The sequence below is a fragment of the Desulforhopalus vacuolatus genome, assembly GCF_016918505.1.
Taxonomy (GTDB): domain Bacteria; phylum Desulfobacterota; class Desulfobulbia; order Desulfobulbales; family Desulfocapsaceae; genus Desulforhopalus; species Desulforhopalus vacuolatus.
The window spans coordinates 189054-211740 of the sequence record NZ_JAFFPZ010000004.1 but is presented as its reverse complement, the minus strand read 5'-3'; the positions used below and the strand labels follow the sequence as shown (position 1 = coordinate 211740).

16 protein-coding genes and 2 pseudogenes are annotated in these 22687 nt (G+C 51.3%); 11 read left to right on the top strand and 7 right to left on the bottom strand.

Annotated elements, in window-relative coordinates; translation table 11 throughout:
* Together JWG39_RS04540 and JWG39_RS04535 are read right to left on the bottom strand one after the other, a co-directional pair.
* A pseudogene (locus JWG39_RS04540) lies at nt 1-193 on the bottom strand (IS1634 family transposase); the annotation flags it as partial.
* Between the two features lie 308 nt (nt 194-501).
* Nucleotides 502-1191, bottom strand: coding sequence for a TIGR04211 family SH3 domain-containing protein (locus JWG39_RS04535; protein ID WP_205218179.1), 690 nt, complete (start codon nt 1189-1191; stop codon nt 502-504).
* Nucleotides 1192-1950: 759 nt separating this feature from the next.
* Between JWG39_RS04535 and JWG39_RS04530 the strand changes: the two genes are divergently transcribed.
* The 7 genes from JWG39_RS04530 (at nt 1951) to der (ending at nt 9996) form a co-directional block, all read left to right on the top strand.
* Nucleotides 1951-3123: an exo-beta-N-acetylmuramidase NamZ family protein gene (locus tag JWG39_RS04530; protein ID WP_205218178.1), complete on the top strand. Its 1173-nt coding sequence runs from the start codon at nt 1951-1953 to the stop codon at nt 3121-3123.
* A gap of 4 nt (nt 3124-3127) precedes the next feature.
* Nucleotides 3128-4192 carry a UDP-3-O-(3-hydroxymyristoyl)glucosamine N-acyltransferase gene (lpxD, locus tag JWG39_RS04525; protein ID WP_205218177.1) on the top strand — a complete coding sequence of 355 codons (1065 nt, stop codon included), beginning with the start codon at nt 3128-3130 and terminating at the stop codon, nt 4190-4192.
* 31 nt (nt 4193-4223) lie between these two features.
* A complete protein-coding gene (fabZ, locus tag JWG39_RS04520; protein WP_205218176.1) occupies nt 4224-4676 on the top strand; it encodes a 3-hydroxyacyl-ACP dehydratase FabZ in 453 nt (150 codons plus the stop codon).
* A 328-nt stretch (nt 4677-5004) separates the two neighbouring features.
* Entirely contained in the window at nt 5005-5802 is a 798-nt protein-coding gene (lpxA, locus tag JWG39_RS04515; RefSeq protein WP_205218175.1) for an acyl-ACP--UDP-N-acetylglucosamine O-acyltransferase, read from the top strand.
* A 6-nt stretch (nt 5803-5808) separates the two neighbouring features.
* Complete coding sequence (locus JWG39_RS04510) at nt 5809-6654, top strand: LpxI family protein (RefSeq protein WP_205218174.1); 846 nt, start codon at nt 5809-5811, stop codon at nt 6652-6654.
* 19 nt (nt 6655-6673) lie between these two features.
* Nucleotides 6674-8605 carry a sugar phosphate nucleotidyltransferase gene (locus JWG39_RS04505; protein ID WP_205218173.1) on the top strand — a complete coding sequence of 644 codons (1932 nt, stop codon included), beginning with the start codon at nt 6674-6676 and terminating at the stop codon, nt 8603-8605.
* 38 nt (nt 8606-8643) lie between these two features.
* Nucleotides 8644-9996 carry a ribosome biogenesis GTPase Der gene (gene der / locus JWG39_RS04500; protein WP_205218172.1) on the top strand — a complete coding sequence of 451 codons (1353 nt, stop codon included), beginning with the start codon at nt 8644-8646 and terminating at the stop codon, nt 9994-9996.
* A gap of 619 nt (nt 9997-10615) precedes the next feature.
* On the opposite strand, the gene JWG39_RS04495 is transcribed toward der, so the two are convergent.
* Nucleotides 10616-14338 carry a DUF3683 domain-containing protein gene (locus tag JWG39_RS04495; RefSeq protein ID WP_205218190.1) on the bottom strand — a complete coding sequence of 1241 codons (3723 nt, stop codon included), beginning with the start codon at nt 14336-14338 and terminating at the stop codon, nt 10616-10618.
* 105 nt (nt 14339-14443) lie between these two features.
* Nucleotides 14444-14530, bottom strand: a pseudogene (locus JWG39_RS04490) (IS200/IS605 family transposase); the annotation flags it as partial.
* An 877-nt stretch (nt 14531-15407) separates the two neighbouring features.
* Between JWG39_RS04490 and JWG39_RS04485 the strand changes: the two are divergent.
* Both JWG39_RS04485 and JWG39_RS04480 read left to right on the top strand, forming a co-directional pair.
* Nucleotides 15408-16616, top strand: coding sequence for an acetate kinase (locus tag JWG39_RS04485; RefSeq protein WP_205218171.1), 1209 nt, complete (start codon nt 15408-15410; stop codon nt 16614-16616).
* Nucleotides 16617-16991: 375 nt separating this feature from the next.
* Nucleotides 16992-18395 carry a sigma-54-dependent transcriptional regulator gene (locus tag JWG39_RS04480; protein ID WP_205218170.1) on the top strand — a complete coding sequence of 468 codons (1404 nt, stop codon included), beginning with the start codon at nt 16992-16994 and terminating at the stop codon, nt 18393-18395.
* Between the two features lie 136 nt (nt 18396-18531).
* On the opposite strand, the gene JWG39_RS04475 is transcribed toward JWG39_RS04480, so the two are convergent.
* The 3 genes from JWG39_RS04475 to proC all read right to left on the bottom strand — a co-directional run bounded on the left by JWG39_RS04475 (nt 18532) and on the right by proC (nt 20569).
* Nucleotides 18532-18744: a hypothetical protein gene (locus JWG39_RS04475; RefSeq protein ID WP_205218169.1), complete on the bottom strand. Its 213-nt coding sequence runs from the start codon at nt 18742-18744 to the stop codon at nt 18532-18534.
* A gap of 122 nt (nt 18745-18866) precedes the next feature.
* Nucleotides 18867-19748, bottom strand: coding sequence for an NAD(+)/NADH kinase (locus tag JWG39_RS04470; protein WP_338032174.1), 882 nt, complete (start codon nt 19746-19748; stop codon nt 18867-18869).
* Nucleotides 19749-19759: 11 nt separating this feature from the next.
* Nucleotides 19760-20569 (bottom strand): pyrroline-5-carboxylate reductase, encoded by an 810-nt coding sequence (gene proC / locus JWG39_RS04465; RefSeq protein ID WP_205218167.1) that lies wholly within the window; start codon nt 20567-20569, stop codon nt 19760-19762.
* 143 nt (nt 20570-20712) lie between these two features.
* Between proC and JWG39_RS04460 the strand changes: the two genes are divergently transcribed.
* The gene (locus JWG39_RS04460; protein WP_369130566.1) at nt 20713-20886 is read left to right on the top strand and encodes a Trm112 family protein; all 174 of its coding nucleotides are present in this window, start codon (nt 20713-20715) and stop codon (nt 20884-20886) included.
* Between the two features lie 10 nt (nt 20887-20896).
* Nucleotides 20897-22612: a phosphohexomutase domain-containing protein gene (locus tag JWG39_RS04455; RefSeq protein ID WP_205218165.1), complete on the top strand. Its 1716-nt coding sequence runs from the start codon at nt 20897-20899 to the stop codon at nt 22610-22612.
* Nucleotides 22613-22687: the final 75 nt, after the last annotated feature.

Below are 22687 nucleotides of genomic sequence, written 5' to 3'. Positions count from 1 at the left end.
TTCGATGATCACCTTGAGAGATAATATGAGCAAGCCAAATAGTACCCATCCACCCCCAGCCTAAACCTTGATGATGCCCATGGCGTGGGAGATGAGCATCAAAAAGCTCTACCACACCCATTCGTTTAAGAAGGCCAATCAGCAGGACAAAATCATCAATTCTTTCGGTTAAAACTTTTGGTATAGTAGTCATTTTGGCAGTTAATCAAAAAAAGGAATAAATTGAAATAATTTTACGCGAATGGTGAGGAATAACTGCTCTAAACATGCGAATAAAGGCAAAAAACTTTGAAAAAAATTTAAAAATTAAACAGGAAATTGCTGTTGTTGTTCTATCTTTACTCTTCGCGTTCTTCGTGTCCTTCGCGGTAAAACAGTTCTTTGTCTTTTTTATATAAGGGACCCATAATACCAATCACATTTTGTATTGACCAGAGAACGCGATTGCATGGAAATCTTTTGCTTTTTCCCGTCTCCCGTCTCCTGTCTCCTTTCTCCCTTTTAGGAGAGATAGCTCTTTTCTTTGCGGCGCGGAGGTGGAATTTTACCGAGCAGTACGCCGAGGAACAACACCCCGGCTCCGGCCAGATACCATTTCAACTGGGTGCCTTTCTTTAACAGAACACTCTCATCCTGGGCCGCAATAAGCTTATGCTTCAGATCGTCGTTCTCCCGGGCAGTGGCCTGTTGTTCCCTGCGCAGGTTGACTACATCCCGGGTGTCTGCCTGGAGCTGCTGATATTTTCCCAACAGGGTGTTGCGCTCCTGCAGCACGCTGGTGAACTGTTTCTGTGTCTCTTTGAGGGAGGCAATTGCCTCGGCCGCTTTTTTCATAGCGGCGTTATGCTCCTTTCTGAGTTGTTCGTTTTCGCTCTGTATTCTCTGAAGTATTACATCGGCGGGTTCTCCTGCTTCAAGAAAGCGGCGCAGTACCCATCCCTCTTTCCCATTGTTCAGACGGACTTTAGCGTAGTCTCCGGCCTGTTTGAGAAGATCAACCTGTGAGCCGATTTCTACCATCTGAATAATTTTATATTCCACGCCTGTTCCCCGGCGAATGGTAATTTTTTGATCAGGCTTGACATACATTACTCGTTCGGCAAAGGCGCTGGTGGTGCCAGAAATTCCAAACATTGAGATTGTAAAGAGGGCCACAAGGGTAAATTTGATGGCCGCGTGCGACACGTTCATGAAAATTCCTGGCTCGTCTGCATATTATACCATTTACATTTTGTATTAACCAGAGGATGCGAGTAAAGATAGAACAACAGCAATTCTCTGTTTAATTTTAAAATCTTTTTTAAAGTTTTTTGCCTTTATTCGCATGATTAGAGCTTTCCTTTGGCAAAAAGTTTTTTGCTGTTCCGTCTTTTGCTTTTCCCTGTCTCCCGTCTCCTGTCTCCCGTCTCCCTTCTGCACCTCGAATATGAACGAAATACGATGTTCTTTAAGGTCCCTTAAAATGTAAAAAATGAGCTCTGAAAAAGAAGTTTATACAACATTAGACGGTGGAAAATTACAAGGCAAAATCTTTTTGTTCACCATGAGTGCAAGCTTTTGACTTTTTCAGCAGGCTGAAGTAAATTTACACAATTTTTTTAGAATGGTTGCGGAAGGGAACTGTTCTTTTCTTCGTGCAGTAAAAAAAATATCCTCGGAGGTATGCGTCAGGAACCTGTCGGATAATAAGTTTTTTTCTTATATTGAGGTGTTTTTAAGAAAACGAGTACACGCATGTCGTTGATATTACAAGTATTTGTTGTTTGAAAATAATGCCAATATGGTAAAAATGATCTCAATCCGACAGACTCCCGGACTTCGACATCAAAGCTCCAGGCGGGTAAATTTCTTCCTGTGCTTCTAATATGAACGAATGCAGGCTGTTTCAAGGTACCCTTCCGTTAATATGCTTTTTCATGTGCTCAGGTGCATTACTTCAGCAGGACTCTCATGCTCAGGATTGGTCTGGAAAATTTTTTACAGGACTCCGCTCAATATATCGGCAGTGGTACTCTTCGCTTCGGCTGTCTCTCAAATCATGCCTGTACTGATCGTAATCTGATACAGAGCCGTATTCTGCTCAGGGAAAAACTCGGCGGGCAGCTGACCTGTCTTTTTTCGCCGCAGCACGGTTTTTTTGCCGAAAAGCAGGACAATATGATAGAGTCCGCACACTGTAATGACGAGGTTACCGGTCTGCCACTCTTCAGCCTCTACGGGGAACACCGCAAACCGACCCCGGAAATGTTTGCCCATCTTGATGTACTGCTGATTGATCTGGTTGACGTCGGCACGCGGGTCTATACCTTCATGTATACCATGGCCTATTGCATGATGACTGCAGCTGAATGCGGCAAAAAGATTATCATTCTTGATCGTCCCAATCCCATCGGTAGCGCAGTGGAGGGAAACATTCTCCGTCCCGACTGTACCTCCTTTGTCGGTCTCTACCCCATCCCCATGCGCCACGGCATGACCCTGGGGGAACTTGCTCTGATGATGAATGACGCCTTTGGTATCGGCTGCGATCTCGAGGTGGTCCCGGTGCGTGGCTGGCAGCGGGAGATGACGGCGCGGGAGAGCGGTTTCCCGTGGGTTGCTCCCTCACCGAATATGCCAACACCGGAGACGGCGCTGGTCTATCCCGGGCAGGTGATATGGGAGGGGACGCTGGATTCCGAGGGACGCGGAACAACAATGCCCTTTGAGTTTGTTGGCGCACCATACTGGCAACATCAGCCCATTCTTATGAAGTTGCGGGAGACTGAGCTGCCCGGCTGTATCTTCCGGCCGATTGCCTTTGAACCGACTTCGGGAAAACATGCCGGGGAGAACTGCATCGGCTTTCAGATCCATCTGACTGATGCCCGAACCTTTCGTCCGTGGCGCAGCTCGCTGGCTTTGCTGCAGGCGGTGATGCTGCTCTATCCGGAGAGTTTTACCTATAAACAGCCGCCGTACGAATATGAATTTAAACGCCTGCCGATGGATCTTATCCTTGGGGACAGACAGCTTCGCGAACACCTTGAAGAGGGTGTTCCGGTGATGGAGCTTGAGGCAGAATGGCGTGGGGAACTGGATACATTTATGGCCCTGCGGGAACAATACATGTTGTATACGTGATAATATGAAAAAAATAATAACGATTGAAGAGCTGGCAAAACTTGCCTCTGCCGAGGTGGCGGGGGAAAGCACAAAGACGATCACGGGGTTTGCTCCGCTGGAGACTGCAGGACCGGAGGAGGTAAGTTTCCTCGTCGATGCAAAATGGGCTGATAAGCTCGTCGGCTGCAGGGCCGGGGCGATTTTTGTGCCAAAGGATGTAGAGAGTCTGCCCTGCGACGCGGTGTTGCTGCATGTACGCGACCCCTACCTTGCAGGAGCGATTATCCATAACTTTTTTCTTGCCACGCCCTTTGCGGCACAAGGCGTACATCCACGTGCCTTTGTCGGCGAGGGGGGGACGCTCGGGAAAGAGGTGACCATTGCACCGCTCGCGGTGATCGGCAACCGGGTGAAGATTGGAGAGAGGGTGGAGGTTGCCTCCGGTGCGGTTATCGGCGACGATGTGGTTATCGGTGATGACTGCGTGATTCACGCCAACGTCTCTGTCTATAAGGAGTGCATCCTCGGTGACCGGGTGATTGTCCATTCCGGGACTGTGATCGGCAGTGATGGTTACGGGTACGCTCCCAACGAGCGCGGGGAGCATATCAAGCGTCCGCAGGTGGGAATTGTACGTATCGAGAATGATGTGGAGATTGGTGCCAACTGTACCCTTGACCGCGCAGCCTACGGTGAGACGGTTATCAAGTCCGGTGCCAAGATCGATAATCTCGTGCAGATTGGGCATAACGTGGTGGTGGGAGAAAACTGTCTGCTGGTCAGCCAGGTCGGTCTCGCCGGCTCTACCATCCTCGGCCGTAATGTGGTAATGGGTGGTCAGGCTGCATCAGCCGGACATCTCAGCGTTGGTGATCGCACCATGATCGCCGCGCGGGGAGCTGTGCATGCCGATGTGCCAGCCGATTCACGGCTCGGCGGTGCACCCGCGATTCCCGTGAAACAGTGGGCGAGAGCCTGTGCTGTTTTTGCTAAACTTCCGGAGTTGCATTCCGCAGTGCGGAAGAACACCCGCGCCCTTGCGAAAATAAGCGCCCTTGCGAAAATAACTGATTCCGAAAATAACTGATTCCAAGTCCTGAAATTCAAGGAGAAGTATCATGGAAAAATCTATAGTTCCAGAAAATATTGATATTCAAGAGATCATGAAGGTGCTGCCGCACCGCTATCCTTTCCTGCTCGTAGACCGGATTGTCAAGATGGATATGGGCAATGAGATTGTCGGGCTGAAGAATGTGACTATTAATGAGCCTTTTTTCCAGGGACACTTTCCCGGTCAGCCCATTATGCCCGGAGTGTTACTCCTTGAAGGAATGGCTCAGGTTGGCGGGATAATGGCCTTTTATGACAAGCCCGAGTATATTGGCAACAAGATTCTCTTTTTCGCCGGAATCGACAAAGCGCGTTTTCGCAGGCCTGTTGTTCCCGGAGATCAGATCTATTACACGCTGACCTTTCTCAAGCGCAAGCGTACAGTAACGGTGATGAAGGGTGTGGCAAGGGTTGATGACAAGGTGGTGGCTGAAGCCGAACTGATGGCTTCTTTTACCTGAGCAGAGTATTTTTCTCAAAAAAAAACGGGAAGAACGGAAAAGGGGAGGCAGGAGACGGGAGACAGGAGACAGGAGACAGGAAAAAGCAAAAGACGGAAAGACAAAGACTGAAAAATCTTTTCGCTGTGCCGTCTTTCACAAGTGTACCTTAAGCCGTCTCATCCCACAACGAACGTCGTCGGATTTTGTTGCTCTACTTTTTCCATAACTTTTTGAGACGTTACCAAAAGAACAGTTCACTTCCACTGAAGCTGTTCGCAATGAGGGGACCCTGAAACAGCCTGCATTCGTTCATATTCAATGTTCCCATAAGAGAGAAGGAGCCGCCATGGCCATACATAAAACCGCAGTAATCGCACCGGGCACAAAAATTCATCCCAGTGCCGAGATCGGTCCCTACGCTGTCATTGAAGAAGGGGTAACCATTGGTGCGGAGACTCGCGTTGGTGCTCATTCTGTCATTGGCGGGCCGAGTACCATCGGCGAACGCAATATTATTCACTCTTTCGCCACCGTGGGCGGTGCGCCACAGGATTTGAGCTACAAAGGCGAAGATACCGAGCTGATCATGGGTAATGGCAATACCGTTCGTGAATACGCCACCATCCATCGCGGTACAGTTGACGGCGGAAGCCAGACGGTGATCGGCAACGACTGCCTGTTGATGGCCTACACCCACGTTGCCCATGACTGCAAACTCGGTAACCGGGTTATCATGGCCAACGTCGCCACCCTCGCCGGTCATGTGGAGATTGGTGATTTTGCCACCCTTGGCGGTCTGGTGGCAGTGCATCAGTTTGTGCGGATCGGCTCTTACAGCTATATCGGCGGGATGTCTGGTATCGGCAGGGATGTCCCTCCCTACATGCTGCTTGCGGGGACGCGCAACAGAACAAAAATTTCAGGAATTAACAAGATCGGTCTCAAACGGGCCGGGCTGAGCAACGATGCTGTTCGCCAGCTTGATGGAGCCTTTCGGCTGATTTTCAAGACCAATGAACTGCTGAAAAAAGATGCCTTTGAAGAGGTGCTGAAGGAATTTCCCAACAGTGCAGAGGCGAAACATCTCGTTGAATTTCTCACCGCTTCAAAGCGCGGTTTTATTCAGCGCGTGAACGACGACTGAGGCAATATGGGTGTCAGAAACGAAAATATAGGTATTATTGCCGGCGGCGGACAGTTTCCACTGCTCTTTGCTAAAGCTGCCCGGGAGGCGGGACGTCGGGTCGTGGTGGTGGCTTTTCGCGGAGAGACTGAACAGAAACTGACTGCTCTTGCCGATGCTGTATGCTGGGTGAAGCTTGGGCAGCTCGGGAAACTCACCTCTTTCTTTCATAATGAAGGCGTGGGAGAGACGGTTTTCCTCGGCACTATCACCAAGACACGTATCTTCCGCGATGTGATGCCGGATTTCAAGGCACTCACCCTGTGGAACAAGATTGACCGCAAGCAGGACGACGCCATTCTCCGCGCCATTGCGAAGAGTCTCGAGGAAGAGGGCATTCAGGTTCTCGAATCGACCCTTTTTCTCCAGCATCTTCTCTTTCCGCAGGGGGCGCTGACGAAGAAAACGCCGAGCAGAGAGCAGTGGCAGGATATCGAATTCGGCTGGCGTAATGCCAGGGCGATTGGAGAACTGGATATCGGTCAGTGTGTTGTGGTGCGTGACTGCTCCGTGCTGGCGGTTGAGGCCATCGACGGCACCGACGCCACTATTCTACGCGGTGGCAAACTCGCCGGTGAAAAGGCCGTGGTGGTGAAGATTCGCAAGCCGGATCAGGATTTCCGTTTCGATCTCCCGGCCACCGGACCGAAGACCATCGACAATATGATCAGTGTGAAAGCTTCTGTCCTCGCCGTGGAAGCGGGACAGTCCCTGCTCTTCGACCGCGAAAAAATGCTGCAGATGGCCAACGGGGCCGGAATTGTGGTGGTCGGACTGCGTGAAGATGAAAACGGCAAATTGAAATACGATTGAACCATCACAGGGGATTAACATGCAGGCTATGATTCTCGCGGCGGGGTTTGGTGCCAGGCTTCTGCCGCACACCCTGTTGCGACCCAAACCCCTTTTCCCCATTTTGAACAGAGAGCTGCTGCTGCTCACCATTGCACGACTGCAGCGTGTCGGCTTTACACGTATTGTTGTCAACTGCCACTATCTCAGTGAACAAATTGAGGCAGCGGTGGCTGATGTTGACGGGATTATCCTGCAGAAGGAAGAGGATATTCTCGGTACCGGCGGTGGTCTGCATAAAGCACTCGGCTCCTTTGATGCAGGACCGATTCTGGTGACGAACGGTGATATTTACCACACGGTGGATTTTGGTCTGCTCTATCAGGCACACTGTGCAGGTAATGCCGACGTCACCATGGCCATGCACGACTGCCCGCGGTTCAACACCGTATCCTGCACAGGGGCACGGGTTGATCATTTTGACGCGCGGGGGGAGGAAAACGCGCTGGCCTTCACCGGTATCCATATAATTGAACCGCAGGTGCTGGCGGGGATTGAGCCGGAGGGTTCCTCCTGTATCATTGAACGCTATCACCAGTTGCTGCGGGAAGGCGGAAAGATTTCCTGCTACCGGGCTGATCTTGAGCTGGCCACGGACGAAAAATTTTTCTGGACTGATATCGGTTCTCCGCAGGACTATCTCGAACTGCAGGGGGCATTGCTTACAGGTGTTGCGCCGTGCTGGCCTGAACTGGTTGAGGCAGCGGCACATCCTGTCGCTGGTGCGGCGGAGATTGCGCCTGCGGCACGGCTTGAGGAGTGGAATGTGATTGGCGCGGCAAAGATTGGTGCCGGAGCACGGGTCCGCCGTTCAGTGATCTGGAGCGGGGTGGAAATTGCGCCAGGGGCAGAGGTATGTGACACTTTTCTCTCCGGCGTTGAAGAAGACGCGATGCTGCTGGAGACGGCCGCAAAACTGCTGGTCGACAGCGGCCGGGAGTGCAATATGAAGAGAGTGAAGGTGCTCTCTCCAGACGGTTCGAACCGTCGCTTCTGGCGACTGCCGAATGCTGTTGTTGTTGCCCCGGCAGGGCATGCTCCGGCAGAGATGCGCGAGGCGGAGGCGGTGTGGCGAATCGGGTCTCATCTCGCAGTCCGGCACTGTGCCGTGCCGCAGGTTTTTGCTTACGATGCGGGAAGCGGTGTTCTGGTTATGGAGGATCTCGGCAGCCTCAGTCTCTACAACAGGGTGCGGGAACTGCAGACGGCAAAGGATTTCGGAGGTGTGAAGCGGCTCTACGAAAAGGTGCTTGCGCAGCTCGTCTCTCTACAGATTGAAGGTGGAAAGGCGTTTGATTCCAGCTGGTGCTGTGACACTCCACAATATGATGAAAATGTAATGCTGGTGCAGGAGTCCGGCTATTTTCTCCGTGCCTTCTGGGGCAGTCTCCTGCAGCGCGGGGAACCGGCTGGTATTGAAAAGGAGTTTCAAGCTCTGGCCGCCCGGGCAGGCGAGGCTCCTGCGAACTATTTTCTCCATCGGGACTGCCAGTCTCGCAATATCATGCTTAAAAAGGGGGAACCCCGTTTCATCGATTTTCAGGGGGGCCGCAGGGGACCTTTGGGCTATGACCTTGCTTCTTTGCTGCTGGACCCTTATGTTTCTCTTGCACCACAGTTGCAGGAGGAGTTGATAGAGTATTACTGCGCGCTCCTCAACAGAACAGCCCCTGAGGCATCTGTTGACAGAGATCTTTTTCAGCGTCAGTATGAAGACCTTGCCCTGCAGCGTAACCTGCAGATTCTCGGGGCCTTTGCCTTCCTTTCGCAGCAGAAGTGCAAGCCTTTCTTTGCCCGTTTCCTCAAACCTTCGGTTGCCATGCTGTGTCGGCGGCTGGAGAATCCGCAGTTTGCCATCCTTCCCCTGTTACGGAAGATGGCAGCCGAAGCTGCGGCGCATTTCGCAATCTAAATTCCCCTATACCACAATCCTCAAGAGAGGAAAATAACATGGCAGATCAAAAACTTCCGGTCGTCGCCCTTATCGGTCGACCTAATGTCGGAAAATCAACGTTGTTCAACCGTATTACCCGCTCACGCAAGGCGATCGTCGATCCCACGCCGGGCGTTACCCGCGACCGGCAGTATGAACGCGTCGTCTGGGAGGATAAAGGCTTTCTGCTGGTGGATACCGGCGGAATCGACGACAACCCGGAAGATGTTCTCGTTCAACATATCCGTGAACAGGCGATGGCGGCCATTGCGGAGGCAGATATTATTCTCTTCCTGATGGACGGGCGCGAGGGCGTTACCCCCGCCGATCACGAGGTCGTTGATATCCTCCGACGGACGAAGAAACCGGTCTTCCATATTATCAACAAGATTGACGGTCCGAAGAACGAAGTGTCAATGAATCCGTTTTATGAGCTTGGCGTGGAGCGGTTCTGGGCGCTTTCGGCAGAGCACACCTACGGCTTTCGCACTCTTATGGACGATCTCTGTGCCACGATAGAGACTCCGAGTGAGGCGACCAGCCTTCCAGAGAATACGGTGAAGGTTGCCTTTTTCGGGCGGCCAAACGTGGGGAAATCCTCCATGGTAAACCTCATTCTCGGAGAGGAGCGCATGGTTGTCTCTGAGGTCTCGGGTACCACCCGGGACAGCGTGGATACCGTCATCAGCCACGGGAACTACAACTATCTCTTCATTGATACTGCGGGGATTCGCCGCAAGGGGAAAACGAAAGAGAAGCTGGAGAAGTTCAGCATCCTCAAAGCGCTCTCCGCCATGAGTCGCTGCGATGTGGCTGTGGTTATTCTTGATGCCGAAGAGGGGATTACCGAACAGGATACCAAGGTTATCGGTTATGTGCTGGATGAGGGCAAGGCGCTTATCGTACTGGTGAACAAGTGGGATCTGCTGGAGAAGGACAAAAAAAGGCAGAAAGAGGTGATGGAGGAGATCGGTCGAGTACTGCCCTATCTTGGCTTTGTGCCGATTATCAGCGTTTCCGCATTGACCGGCTATGGTATCAAACGGATGTTCCCGATAATCGGTTCGGTGTATCGCCAGTATTGCTCCCTGTTTCCGACTTCAGCGCTGAACCGTCTGCTGCAGGAGGCGGTAGAGAAGCATTCGCCACCGATCTATAAAAACAAACGCCTCAAATTTTATTACACTTCGCAGGTGGGAACCTGCCCGCCAAAGTTTGTCGTTATGACGAACTCCTATAAAGGGGTGCATTTTTCCTACGAGCGTTATCTGGTAAATCGTTTTCGTGAAGGGCTCGGGCTCGACATGATTCCCATACAGATCTTCTTTAAAGATAAATCAGAGCAGCGGGAACGGCAGAAGAATAAATAAGGCTCTTTACATTTTGTATTGACCCAAAAACACGGCAGGACAAACAGGATGATAAATTAATTTCATTGCAGAAACGTTTGTTGTGAGATGAGTCACCTGTTGTGCTGAAGACGCCCAAATTGGGCGTCTGTCCCACCTGCCTTTGAATTCGCCAATACAAAATGGAATTGGCATTATACTCTTTTTACTTTGGTATGACTGGTTTCCCCTACGTTAAAAAAAAAGCGGCCTGCAGAGTTACTCTGCAGGCCGCTTTTTTCAGTTTTGAATGGTGTCATACCAAACACATTTTTTACTGATCCTAAAACACGGAAGGACAAACAGGATGATAAATTAATTTCATTGCGGAAACGTCTGTTGTGAGATGAGCCACCTGTTGTGCTGAAGACGCCCAAATTGGGCGTCTCTACAAGGACATCCTTCCCACAAAGACAACGCCATATTGCCACCACGGGGTTATCGCGGCAAAATTGTATCCGGATTTGTACAATCAAATACCCGTAAGATAAATCGCCGACATCGTAGAGACGCCCAATTTGGGCGTCTGCCCCACCTGCTTTTGAATTCTCCAATACAAAATGTACAAAATGTAAATGGTGTTATTCAGTTTTGAATGGTGTCAAAAAATAACACATTCGCCAGTGGCTGCCATCTTTTTCATCTCTTCCCGCCAATTTTCTCCGCCGATCTTTTCCGCAAGCAGGACAGCTATATGCTGCGGATTTACGCCCACATCGCGGTTTCGTCCCAGTCCCGTGATACAGGAGGGACAGTTGGTGGCGACGATCATTACTTCCTCCCGCTGCCCTGTCTCCTCAAGTTTCTCCAGTTCAATTTCAAACTGTTCTCTCTTGCGCAGGCGCATGGCGCTGGCGATATCCGGGCGGGAGAGAGCCAGCGTTCCCGCTTCGGAGCAGCAGTTTGCCACCGGTTGCACGTCGTTGTAAATGCGCTTGAGAAAGGGCATTGCTTCTCCCTTGAAGGAGTCGTGGCAGGGTGTGTGGTAGAGGATGGTGCGCTGCTCTTTGTCTGTAAAATTCCAGCCGTTTTCCAGTACATAGGCAGAGATGTCGGCGAGGGCACATTCGAAGATGGATTGAATACCAAGTTCGTTCAGTGCTTCCCGACAGGTACCGCAGCTGACCAGTACCGAAGCAAACTCGATATGGCCGAGCATGTCACGGATCTGGGTGAGGATAATGCTGTTGCGCAGGGCGACCTCTTCGGCCATTTTCTTCTTGGCATTTACCTGCAGCGGAAAGCCGCAGCAGAGATTTGGCGGTGGCAGTACAACCCGCACGCCGTGCTTGAGCAGCAGGTAGATGGAGGCTTTGCCGATGTCGGAGAAGAGCCGTTCTGAACCGCATCCCGGAAAATAGAAGACGGTGCTTTTTGTCCTGCCTTCCGGCGTGAGCAGCAGCATCTCGTGATCCGAGCAGGCGGGCAGTACTGAGGAAAGGGTGTGTGGCGTGGGAGAGGTCATGGGCGCGTTGAGAAGCTGCAGCGGTTTCCACTGTTTTTTTCTCAGTGATTCCGGGGCCTTCGCGAATACCTTTACCGCTGCCTGCTGGGTAGCGCTGCCGAGTTGCAGCACCGATTTACGAAAAATGCTGTTCGCCGTGCGGTTACGGGTTTTCAGGAAGTTGAGGGAGAGTTTTGTCTGTATCGGGGTGTGCTTGTAGCCCATCTCGGCAAGGATTTCCCGCTCCAGTATCGAGACCCGCGCGGTATCGATATCTACCGGGCAGGGTGGCAGACACTTACCGCACATGGTGCAGTGGTCGGCGACCTCTTCAAGGTTGGCAAGCTGCCGGAATTTTGGCAGATGAGAGCGCTGTATGTCATAGAGAAGAGCCTCAATGAGCGAGCCGATGACGAGGTTTTTATTGCGCGGGTGGAAAAAGAGATTGCTTTCTGGATGGTAGACGCAGCAGTCCGGCATACATTTGCCGCAGCGGATGCAGCCGGCAATGGCGGTGGAGAGCTCAGCGAGTGAACTGTGCTGCAGTATTCGTGCTTCCAGTTTCAACAGGTTGAAAGAGTTGGTGAAAACCTTGTTGAGAATGGCCTCATTACGCAGCATGCCGGGGTTCATCATGCCGTCGGGATCTACCTCGTTCCGGTATTCATTGAGGGCTTTTATCCGTTCCGGTTCGAGAAACTTCATCTTGGTGACGCCGATGCCGTGTTCGCCACTGACTGCTCCGCCGAGTGCAATCGATTTGAGCATGATTTTTTCCGCAGTGGCGGAAGCACGGTGCATCATATTCCGATCATTGGAGAAGACCGGAATGTTAACGTGGTTGTTCCCGTCACCGGCGTGCATGTGGGTGGCGATGACGATGCGTTTCTCGCGCACAGTATCATAAACAGCGTTGATACCGGCACTCACTCTGGTATAGCCCTGGAAAAGCTCCATCAGGGCGCTCATTAGATCTTTGATCGGTGTCTGCGGTTGCAACAGGCAGGATTCCGGCACCTCAAGGGCATCGATGGCGGCTTGACAAAGCTTCTCAGCAGCGGGAATCTTTGCCTCAAGCCAGTCCGGATCCTCAAGCGGTTCGGCGGTGTGCAGGTACTCCATGATGCTGAGAATGGCCTGTTTCTTGTTCCAGTAATCTTCTCGGATGTTGGTGGAGTCAATAAAACGGGTGAATTCCGCGAGGGCTGGCAGAGGCAGTACAATATCCTCGTTGAGCTTGAAGGCGTTGGTTCGTTTGGAGATGGCTCCGAGTCGTTTTCGGTCGCGCCAGAAACGTTCGCTTTCGTCGGCGTCCTGGGCGATAAAGACTTCCGTGTTCGGGTAGGGATCAAGCAACTTTTTCAGGCGGTCACGTCCGTGTTTAGCCTGTGCCGTGTCGTGGCCGACAAGGTCTATCAGCAGTACCGCCTTGGGACGTTCACTGCGGGCGGATTTATACTTGTAATTGATCGCCTTGATGTATTCGGCATCGAAGTGTTCAAGGGCAATCAGTGCCTCTTCGGTGCTGTTTTTGAATTCATCGGAGATCTGCACAATGACCCGGCTCGCTTCATCCATATCCTTCCCGTAAAACTCAAGGCAGAAGGTGATTTTCTGCTCCCATGCAGGATAGAGAACAAATTCGGCAGAGGTGATGACACCATCGCAACCCTCTTTCTGAAAGCCTGGCAGGCCGCCAAGGGCCTTGTTGGTAATGTCTTTGCCCAACCCTTTCTTGCGTATCTGCGAACCCTTGAGGGAAATTTCTTTCAGCAGAGTGCCTTCCGCGTCGCGCACCTCGTATTCCAGAGTGTCTTCATACTGAATCTTGCGCATCGGATGGTTTTTACGGGCTATTCGCAGCAGCCCTGTGCCGGGCATGGCGATGGTCCATGCAAGAGCATTATCAATGGCGGTTCCCCAGAGAACAGCGGTTTTCCCGCCGGAATTTTCGGCGACATTACCGCCGATGGTACAGGCCCAGCTGGAGGTTGGGTCAGCGGCGAACACAAGCCCCGCTTTTGTCGCTTCAGCCATTGCCTTTGAAGTAACAACACCGGCTTCAAGCTTAATGGTGGACACGGTGGCATCTTCACCGAGGTGAGGGAAGGGGGTCTGAATTATGGGGTAGATGCGGGTCAGCTTTTCGGTATTGATGATGACGCAGTTCTGTGTCAGTGGAACAGCTCCTCCGGTCAGGCCGGTACCACCGCCCCGTGGAATCACGCCGAGGCCGAGCCTCGCTGCTGCAGCCATCAGTGGCGGAACCTGCTCTTCAGAGGACGGGCGGAGAACAGCAAGGGGCAGGTAGAGCCGCCAGTCGGTGGCATCGGTAACGTGGCTGATGAGGGTGAAGGGGTCAAAGCGGACATTTTCCCTGCCAATGACTGCACCGAAACGCCGGTTTATTTTGCTGCGCAGTTCCGGAGTCTTTTTCAGTTCCTGGCGCATCTCCTTGAGACGCTGACGGCAGATGGCAAGCAATTCAAAAACCTGCTGTCCCCGATTTGCTCCATTTTTATAATTTGTTGTCCACTTTTCAATAAGATTGAGGTCAGCCTTCGCTGTTTCGAAAAAGGTATGGCGACGAAGACGGGAGTCGAGCAGTTCCTGGAAGAGGAAAGGGTTGCGACGGAGTATAAAAAGGTCGCCAATGATTCGCATCACGAGACGCGCGGAACGACCGGTGATGCGCTGGCTGTAGAGTTCTTCAAGGCATCTCCACCCCTCTTCACCGAGGATAAACTCCACAATTTGTTTATCACTGGCGGAGGTGAAGTTGTAGGCGACTTCGCGATCAAAAAGAGGTTCAGCGACGGGGGGACGGGCTGTCTGTGTCTCTGTATTCTGTGTTTCTTGACTGGTCGATTGTGTATTCATAGCATATATTTTATAGATTTTAATTGAATGCGCGGAAATCCCCGCCGTTCGGGGCAGGGATATAGAGCGTGAACACCCTGGGCGTTCAACGTATTCCTCTTCTTCAGGTGTCTGTTGTTCTTCTTTGTATTGACGAATAATACTGATCGGTGCACCGCCGCAACTGCCAGCGCAATAAGAAGGGAACCACAATGCGTTTCCCCCATAAGATGCCCCTTAATACTTCCAGATTATACCAAACGGTGAGCAGTGCCGAGACATGCGCTGTCTCACCAGTTCATGCCGATACGTCTGAAATGAGGCGCAGCATTATACAGAGCCTGAAGAGCCAATCATACCGCTGGTAAAAAAATCATCAATCATTTTACCATCTGTACATGGCTTCCTGATTGGGAAAAAGAGCCGGACACCCTGCAGCTCAAGGAAACAAAAAGCCAAATCCCGTCTCAAGACGTTGATTCTTGACCAGGGCTGGGGAAATTCAGGCGACGGCTGTACAAAACAGGCCTGACGTGGTGGTGGTCCTGCCATTGATCCTCATAACACCAGCAGGACGTGTCAATCATATACCTGCGGTAAATTTCTTCCTGTGCCTCGAATATGAACGAAATCCAAGATTATTCAAGGTACCCATACTTCAACCATGAGTCGCAAGAATAAATATCAATTTGAGTGTGTCAAATAGGTATGCCGAAAAGGCAGACCTGAACGCAGTAAAAAAACATCCTGAAGGGTACTTTGAAGAACCATGTGCTTTTTTTTTATATTCGAGGTACAGGAGGAAAATCCGGAAACAAAAGGAGATAAAAACTTTGTTTCTTTTCCTTGTTTTTCCCATCTCTCTGTTTTACGGTTAGCACTTTTTTATTTTCAGTGCTGCAGGATATTTCTGGATTCGTAGAGTGAGCACGCTGTTTCTACAGGCAGCTGAAGAAAAATACATCTTTGAGAAAAGCAGGACTCAGATATATTCTGGAACAAGCCTGCATTCGTTCAAATTCAACATTTAAACAGTTGCTGTCTCGCCGGCACAGCCGAGTGAGACAGCAGCAAAAAAAAGGAAAAATATATGAAGGCCCTTGTCATTAATTCCGGAAGTTCCTCTCTTAAGTTTCAACTCCTTGATATGGATAATGAAAGTGTCCTGGCCAGCGGTCTGGTCGAGCGTATTGGTGATGCGGAAGGTAACATCAAGTGCACCTTTCATCCTGATACCGAGAAAGAAAGTGTGGTGAAAAAAACTCTTCCCATCCCCACCCACACAGTTGCCGGCCAAATGGTCGTTGATCTCCTTACTGACAAAGAGCATGGAGTTCTCGCCGACAAATCAGAAGTTGGTGTTATTGGTCATCGTGTGGTTCACGGCGGCGAGAATTTCAGTAAGACAACTCTGCTTAACGATGCCGCCATTGCCGCTCTGGAGGACACTGTCCCTCTTGCACCGCTGCACAATACGGCCAACCTTGACGGCATCAGGATTGCTCAGGAACTTTTTCCCGGAGTACCTCAGGTTGGTGTTTTTGATACTGCCTTCCATCAGACTCTTCCCCCTCACGCATTTCGTTATGCCATTCCCAAAGATCTGTATGAGAAAGATCGTATTCGCCGCTACGGCTTCCACGGAACTTCCCATAAATATGTTGTCGGCGAATGCGCAAAACTGTGCGGCATTGATGTCGACAAGATTAATGCCATCACTGTCCACCTTGGCAATGGTGGTTCAATCACTGCTGTGGAGAACGGTAAAAGTGTTGATACCAGTATGGGGTTCACACCGTTGCAGGGGCTGGTTATGGGTACCCGCAGCGGGGATATTGACCCGTCTGTACATGCCTTCCTCGCCCGCAATCACCAGATGAGCTGTGATGAGATTGATAATATGCTTAACAAAGAGTCCGGTTTGAAGGGACTCTGTGGTCTCAATGACATGCGTGATATCCATGCTGCCATAGAAAAGGGGGATAAAGACGCTGAGCTTGCTCTCGCCGTGCAAACCTACCGCACCAAAAAATATATCGGTGCCTATATGGCTGTGCTCGGTCGTGTTGATGCCATTGTTTTCACTGCCGGTATTGGCGAAAATGATGACATTGTGCGCGAGATGTCGCTGGCAGGACTGGAGAATTTCGGGATTATCCTTGATACAAAGATCAATGCACAGCGGGTGAAAACGCCGACTCTTCTTTCAACCCCGGAGAGCAAAGTTCAGATTTGGTGTATCCCCACCAACGAAGAGCTGGCAATTGCCCGTGAGGCGGTTGCACTGGTCTCGAAATGAACCGACAGATTAAAACGGGAAGAATGGGAAAAGTTTGACAGGATGACGGGAAAAACAGTTTTTTTTCACCGCGAAGAACGCGAAGAACGCGAAGGAAAGCAAAAGCATTTGAGAATAAAGATTTTTAAAATTTAAAACAGGAAGGCCGGAAAAGGTTTTGCGAACAGATGTTCGCGAAACCTTTTTTGTTTTCGGAGAACTCTGTCTGTGGATTACATCTTTGCAATTCCGGCGTGAAACATCGCAATTTCAACGAAAAGTATTATGTTGTCAGTCAGTTGTTCTACAGGAATTTTTGCATGCCAGCCGTTTTCGTCAACCTTCCTGCTCTCAAATAACTTCCCGATATTACTCCGTTTATAACAGGTCAAAACCATGGAAAAAGAAAATGAAAGGGTGAAAAATCCCGTTCTTATCGTTGATGATGAACCGAATTATCTCGTTGTCCTTAGAGAGCTGCTGCGGGAAGAGGGGTACGAAGTTTTCACTGCCGCGAGCGGTGAAGAAGGGTTGGAGATGGTCAACAACATTGATATCTACACTGTTGTTACTGATATGATGATGCCGGGGATCAACGGTCTTGAATTCATGAAAGAGGCACAGAGGGTAATTCCCGGTCTGCCGGTGATTGTTATTACAGCTTTTGCCGAGGTGGAGCGGGCCGTAGAGGCGATGCGCACGGGTGCTTTCAACTATCTCTCCAAACCGTTTTCCAATGATGAACTGATCGTCACCGTGGGCAAAGCGGTGGAACACTATAAGCTGATTCTTGAAAATACCCGCCTGCGCAGACCGCACCAGAGCGGCTACTCTGGCATGGTGGGGAAAAACCCGCGTATGATACAGGTCTATGATCTTATTGAAAAGGTTGCCCCGACCCAGGCCTCAGTACTTATCAACGGTGAAAGTGGAACCGGGAAGGAACTGGTGGCGCGAGCCATTCACGACCGCAGCAAACGTGAGGGAAAGCCATTTATCGCGGTCAACTGCGCGGCTCTGTCGGAAAACCTGCTTGAGAGTGAAATCTTTGGCCATGAAAAGGGTGCCTTTACCGGTGCGGCAGCAATGCGTAAAGGACGTTTTGAACTCGCCGACGGAGGGACGATCTTTCTTGATGAAGTGGGAGAAATTCCGCTGCAGCTGCAGTCCAAGTTGCTGCGGGTGCTGCAGGAGAAGAGCTTTGAGCGGGTGGGTGGCAGCAAAACCCTTGATATAGATGTACGTATCCTCAGCGCGACAAACCGTGATCTGCGTGAAGAGGTTTCCGCCGGGCGCTTTCGGGAAGATCTCTTTTATCGCCTGAATGTCATTCCGGTCTCCCTGCCGGCTCTGCGGGAACGTCTGGATGATTTGCCTCTGCTGGTCAGCTCTTTTATCGAAAAAGGACGCAGAGAACTGGGGCAGGACAACCTGCGTGTCTCCCCTGAGGCAATGCAGCTGCTGATGCGGCTCCCCTGGGAGGGCAATATCCGTGAACTGGAAAATACCATTGAGCGTGCCGCGATTCTCTGCAGTGACGGGGAGATCAGACCGGAGGATGTACAGCCGGATACCCTGCTGGAAGAGACTGCCATGCCGGGAGAATCCGACCTTTTGAAGATGATCCCGCGCAGCGCTTCCCTTAACGAAGTGCTCTATTCCGTAGAAAAGGGGATGTTGTCTCAGGCGCTGGAGGAGAATGACAACGTGCAGGCCCGCGCCGCCGAACAGCTGGGTATAACCAAGAGTTTACTGCAGTATAAGATGAAGAAATATCAGTTGAAGAAGAAACCAAAGTAAGTCGCCGGAAGGGAACACGAAGGAAGGCAAAAGCAGGAGAAAGGAGACGGGAGACAGGAGACAGGAAAAAGCAAAAGCAAAAGGTTTTTGTAGAGACGCCCAATTTGGGCGTCTTCAGCACAACAGGTAGCTCATCTCACAACAGACGTTTCTGCAAAGAAATTAATGTATCACCCTGTTTGTCCTGTCGTGTTTTTGGGTCAGTAAAAAATGTGATTGGCATTACATCATCATTGGTGAAAAATTGGCACAACGGTGATTCCAGCAATGGTGTTGTAGAGACAAGGCATGCCTTGTCTACACCGTGACGATAAACGTAACGATAACGGTGGTATGAATGGTAACGCATGGGATAAACTGGTAGCAATTTTCTGTTTAATTTTAAAATCTTTTTTTAAAGTTTTTTCCCTGTCTCCCGTCTCCTGTCTCCCGTCCCCCTGCCTTTAAACTCGCCAATAGAAAATGAAAATTCTATTTTTCCCGCCCCTCTCCCCAGTGCAGTTTACTGCGAAGGATGGAGAACCAGTCGCGGGTAGAGGTGACTACCAGTTGCAGCGGCTGACTCGCTGTGCAGATCTCAAGAGTATCGCCGTTGCTGATCTCCATGCGGGCGCGGCCGTCCATTATTACCTGGGCGGCGTCACGCTCAATATCCGCTTTGAGGGTTATGTGCAGGCGCTTGGCTGCGGGCAGAATTATCGGCCGTGAGCTGAGCATAAAGGGGCAGATAGGCGTGATGACTGTGGTCGCCAGTCCCGGATAGACCAGCGGCCCACCGGCGGAAAGGTTCCAGGCTGTGGAGCCTGACGGGGTGGAAATGATCAGACCGTCAGCCCGATAGGTGTTGAGCAGTTTGCCGTCGGCCGTGGTGGCGAGGGTAAGCAGACGGGCGAGAACGTTTTTGGCTATAACGATATCATTCAAACAGTGACACACCTCGCTTTCCCCCTCGGCGGTGATCAATCGGCAGGCCAGCATCTGCCGATTCTCAATAATAATCTCTCCATTGAGGACTCTTTCCAGTGCGGTAAATGCCTCCTCCTCAGTGATGTCACTGAGAAAACCGAGATTGCCGAAATTGATACCCAGTACGGGGATTCCGTGATGGGCGGCCTGATCGGCGATATGGAGGAGGGTTCCATCCCCGCCGAGGACAATCACCATATCAATGTTTTCATTGATCTCTTCCCGTACTGAATCAACACCCCGGTTTTTCAACCAGCCGCTGAGCACTTCCGCGTAGTGAGCGGAAGGCGTATTTCCAGGCTTGGTGATAATTGCGACCTGGCTCAGGATCAGTCGTTTCTCACAGCGAAACCCTGGACAGCGAGAGGTATCAACGGAGGATTCCACAGGTATCTCCATCAGCTGTTTCCGAGTTCTTTTGAGCGTTTGGTGGCAGCCGCAACGCAGTCCATTAAGATACCTTCAAAGCCGGCTCTCTTCAGCACGTGCACTCCCGCAATGGCAGTTCCGCCGGGAGAGGTTACCCGGGTGGTCAGTCTGGCGGGATGTTCTCCGGTTTCCCGAACCATTTTCAGCGCTCCCTCAACGGTTTGCAGAACCAGTTTTTCTGATATTGCGAGAGGCAGCCCCTGCTCCACTCCGGCAGAAATCAGACCATCAATAAAGCTGTAGACGTAGGTCGGTCCGGAACCACTCAGACCTGTGACGGCATCAAGTTGATGCTCTTCAATGACCACGGTGGTGCCGACTGCATTCAAGATGTCCAGGGCCGTGTTCATGTCATGGCTGGTTGCGTTGCCATTGGGTGCGAGTGCCGAGGCTCCGGCGAGAAGCAGCGCGGGAGTGTTGGGCATTACCCTGATTATTCGCAGATTATTGCGGCCGGTTTTCTGTGCATAAAAGGAGAGGGGCAGGCCAGCGGCGATGGTGATCAGCAGGTGGTCGGGGGTGAGGTTGTCGCGGATGGTGAGCAGAGCCTCCTCCATGTGCTGTGGTTTCACTGCAAGGATAATATAATCACAGCGCAGTACCGTCTCGTTATCATCGCTGACTGTGATGTCATAAGTGTCATGCAGGTACCGACGCCGGGTTTCGTTTGGGTCGGTGGCGTGAATCTGGGAGGAGGTATACAGTTTGGCGGTAAGAATCCCGCGAATCAGTGCCTCTGCCATCTGTCCACTGCCGATAAAACCAATATGTTTGGTCATTTTACGCTCCAGAAATTTGTGTCATTTGTGTTAGTATGAAAACGGAAAGGGAGTGTGCATCGCTCTCCGCTTTCCGAAGATAATAAAAGTCCGCAAAATTACAGGTGGCCAATATAACGTGAAAAGAGCAAAAGGGGAATATGATGTTAAAACAGGAACTGCTTGATATCCTCGCCTGCCCACAGTGCAGAGGGCCGGTGAAGGAGAAAGAAGGTGGATTGATTTGTGAGAAGTGCCACCTTTTGTATGAGATAAAGGACGACATTCCGATAATGCTGGTGGATGAAGCCAAAAAACTCGATGTTGCCGACAACTGAGGAGACTTCCATGCTCATAGACCACTTTACTGTACACGAAAACCACGCTGACAACGATTATTTTGGGATGATCCGAACCCTTCTTGCCGGTGACGATCCGCAGCGGGCCCGCCTCCTTTCTGAAGTATATGACCTTCTGCTTGATGAGATAAAAACGAATACCTCAGCGCCGCGCACTCCCGTGAAATTCGGGACTTCTGGTTGGCGCGGTCTGCTTGGCAGAGATTTGACGGTGAAGAGTGTCACTCAGGTAACCCGTGCCGTAATTCGTCTCTACAGTGAAATGGATAATTTCCCCAATCTTCCCGCACTCCTCGGTGTTGCCAGTCTTGCCGAGGCACGGAGGCACGGGTGTGTGATCGGTCATGACAGTCGTTTTGGAGGTGAGGTTCTTGCCATCCAGGCTGCGAGAGAATTGGCCGAGGCTGGCTTTGCGGTCTATTATGCAGGGGAGACGACTACTGGTGTTCTTTCTGCGGTGGTGGAACAGCAAAAGCTCTCTTTCTCCATCAATTTAACACCCTCTCACAATCCGCTTGATTACGGTGGGTTCAAATATAACGCTGCCGACGCGGGTGCGGCAGCCACTGAGCTTACCGAAAAGCTTACCGCGTATGCCCGGGAGATTGTGGAAAGTGAGCTGCAGGAACCCGCTCCGGAACTGTGGAGCATAACCAGACTGCTGGCTCATGACAGCGTGCAGGTAATTGATTCCTTTGCCAGCTGGCTGCAGGAGGTGGAGAAGGGAGAGTCAAAACACCATCTTGATCTCTACGAGATTACCCGCGCCGCCCGCAACAATCCTGATCTCTTTCTCGCGGTAGACAGTGTGCATGGCGCCAGTCGTCAGCATATCAAACGGTTGTATGGTGCCGAGGGCGGTGATACTGCTCCCTCATTTGCCCATCTGCGTGCCGAGGCCAACGTCACCTTCGGTGGTGTGGCTCCAGAACCCTCCATGATTAATCTCAAGGCAGTGAATGAGCTGCTGATGAGCCGGCCGGAGAAATTGAAGATCGGTGCAATTATTGACCCCGATGGCGACCGCATTCGTTTCTCCGACGGGGAAACCGAGATCACCATGAATCACTTTGGTGCGATGGCCTACTACTTTCTCCACGAGAAGAAGGGTCTGCATGGACTGGTCGCCAAGACCGTCGCCACATCCAATCTTGCCAATGGCATTGCCGCCGGCCTTGGAGAAAAGGTCTATGAACCGGCAGTGGGTTTCAAAAATTTCAAGCCGGTGATCGGTGAAGCGCTGGTCTATTTTGAAGAGTCTGATGGTATCTCCATCCTTGGGCACACGGCGGAAAAGGATGCCTATATCGGCCTGCTGCTGGCGCTGGCCATGGTGCAGAGCAGTGGAAAAAATCTCGGCGGGTATCTGCGGGATATTGAGTCGGAGTATGGTCAGTATCTGCCTACCAAGGGTGGCCTCGATGTGCTGGTAATGGGTCCAGAGCTGCAGAACAAGCTGGCCCGGCTGGATAAATATGGAGTGGGCAGCGAGATACAGGTTGGCGGTATCCCGCGCCGGGTGAAGGACGTTATTACTCTCGACGGTCATAAATTTGTTTTTGAGGACGGTTCCTGGCTGATGATTCGTCCTTCAGGGACGGAACCCAAGGTTCGTTTTTATGTGGAGAGCCGCACTTCAGAGGGAACGGCGGAGTTGATGGACGCGGCAACGGATCTGCTCAGAGAGGCAGGTTTGGTGGAGTAAGCTCTGTTGTGAACGTGGCGGGGAAGGTGGCGGGGAGAATTCAAAATTTTCAATCCTGTTCCTGCAGGGTTCCTG

Coding starts and splice junctions, on each gene's coding strand:
- lpxA (WP_205218175.1), top strand. CDS start 5,005: ATGGCCATACATAAAACCGCAGTAATCGCACCGGGCACAAAAATTCAT.
- proC (WP_205218167.1), bottom strand. CDS start 20,569: ATGACCAAACATATTGGTTTTATCGGCAGTGGACAGATGGCAGAGGCA.
- JWG39_RS04530 (WP_205218178.1), top strand. CDS start 1,951: ATGCTCAGGATTGGTCTGGAAAATTTTTTACAGGACTCCGCTCAATAT.
- lpxD (WP_205218177.1), top strand. CDS start 3,128: ATGAAAAAAATAATAACGATTGAAGAGCTGGCAAAACTTGCCTCTGCC.
- JWG39_RS04475 (WP_205218169.1), bottom strand. CDS start 18,744: ATGCGTTACCATTCATACCACCGTTATCGTTACGTTTATCGTCACGGT.
- JWG39_RS04505 (WP_205218173.1), top strand. CDS start 6,674: ATGCAGGCTATGATTCTCGCGGCGGGGTTTGGTGCCAGGCTTCTGCCG.
- der (WP_205218172.1), top strand. CDS start 8,644: ATGGCAGATCAAAAACTTCCGGTCGTCGCCCTTATCGGTCGACCTAAT.
- JWG39_RS04460 (WP_369130566.1), top strand. CDS start 20,713: ATGTTAAAACAGGAACTGCTTGATATCCTCGCCTGCCCACAGTGCAGA.
- fabZ (WP_205218176.1), top strand. CDS start 4,224: ATGGAAAAATCTATAGTTCCAGAAAATATTGATATTCAAGAGATCATG.
- JWG39_RS04455 (WP_205218165.1), top strand. CDS start 20,897: ATGCTCATAGACCACTTTACTGTACACGAAAACCACGCTGACAACGAT.
- JWG39_RS04480 (WP_205218170.1), top strand. CDS start 16,992: ATGGAAAAAGAAAATGAAAGGGTGAAAAATCCCGTTCTTATCGTTGAT.
- JWG39_RS04495 (WP_205218190.1), bottom strand. CDS start 14,338: ATGAATACACAATCGACCAGTCAAGAAACACAGAATACAGAGACACAG.
- JWG39_RS04485 (WP_205218171.1), top strand. CDS start 15,408: ATGAAGGCCCTTGTCATTAATTCCGGAAGTTCCTCTCTTAAGTTTCAA.
- JWG39_RS04535 (WP_205218179.1), bottom strand. CDS start 1,191: ATGAACGTGTCGCACGCGGCCATCAAATTTACCCTTGTGGCCCTCTTT.
- JWG39_RS04510 (WP_205218174.1), top strand. CDS start 5,809: ATGGGTGTCAGAAACGAAAATATAGGTATTATTGCCGGCGGCGGACAG.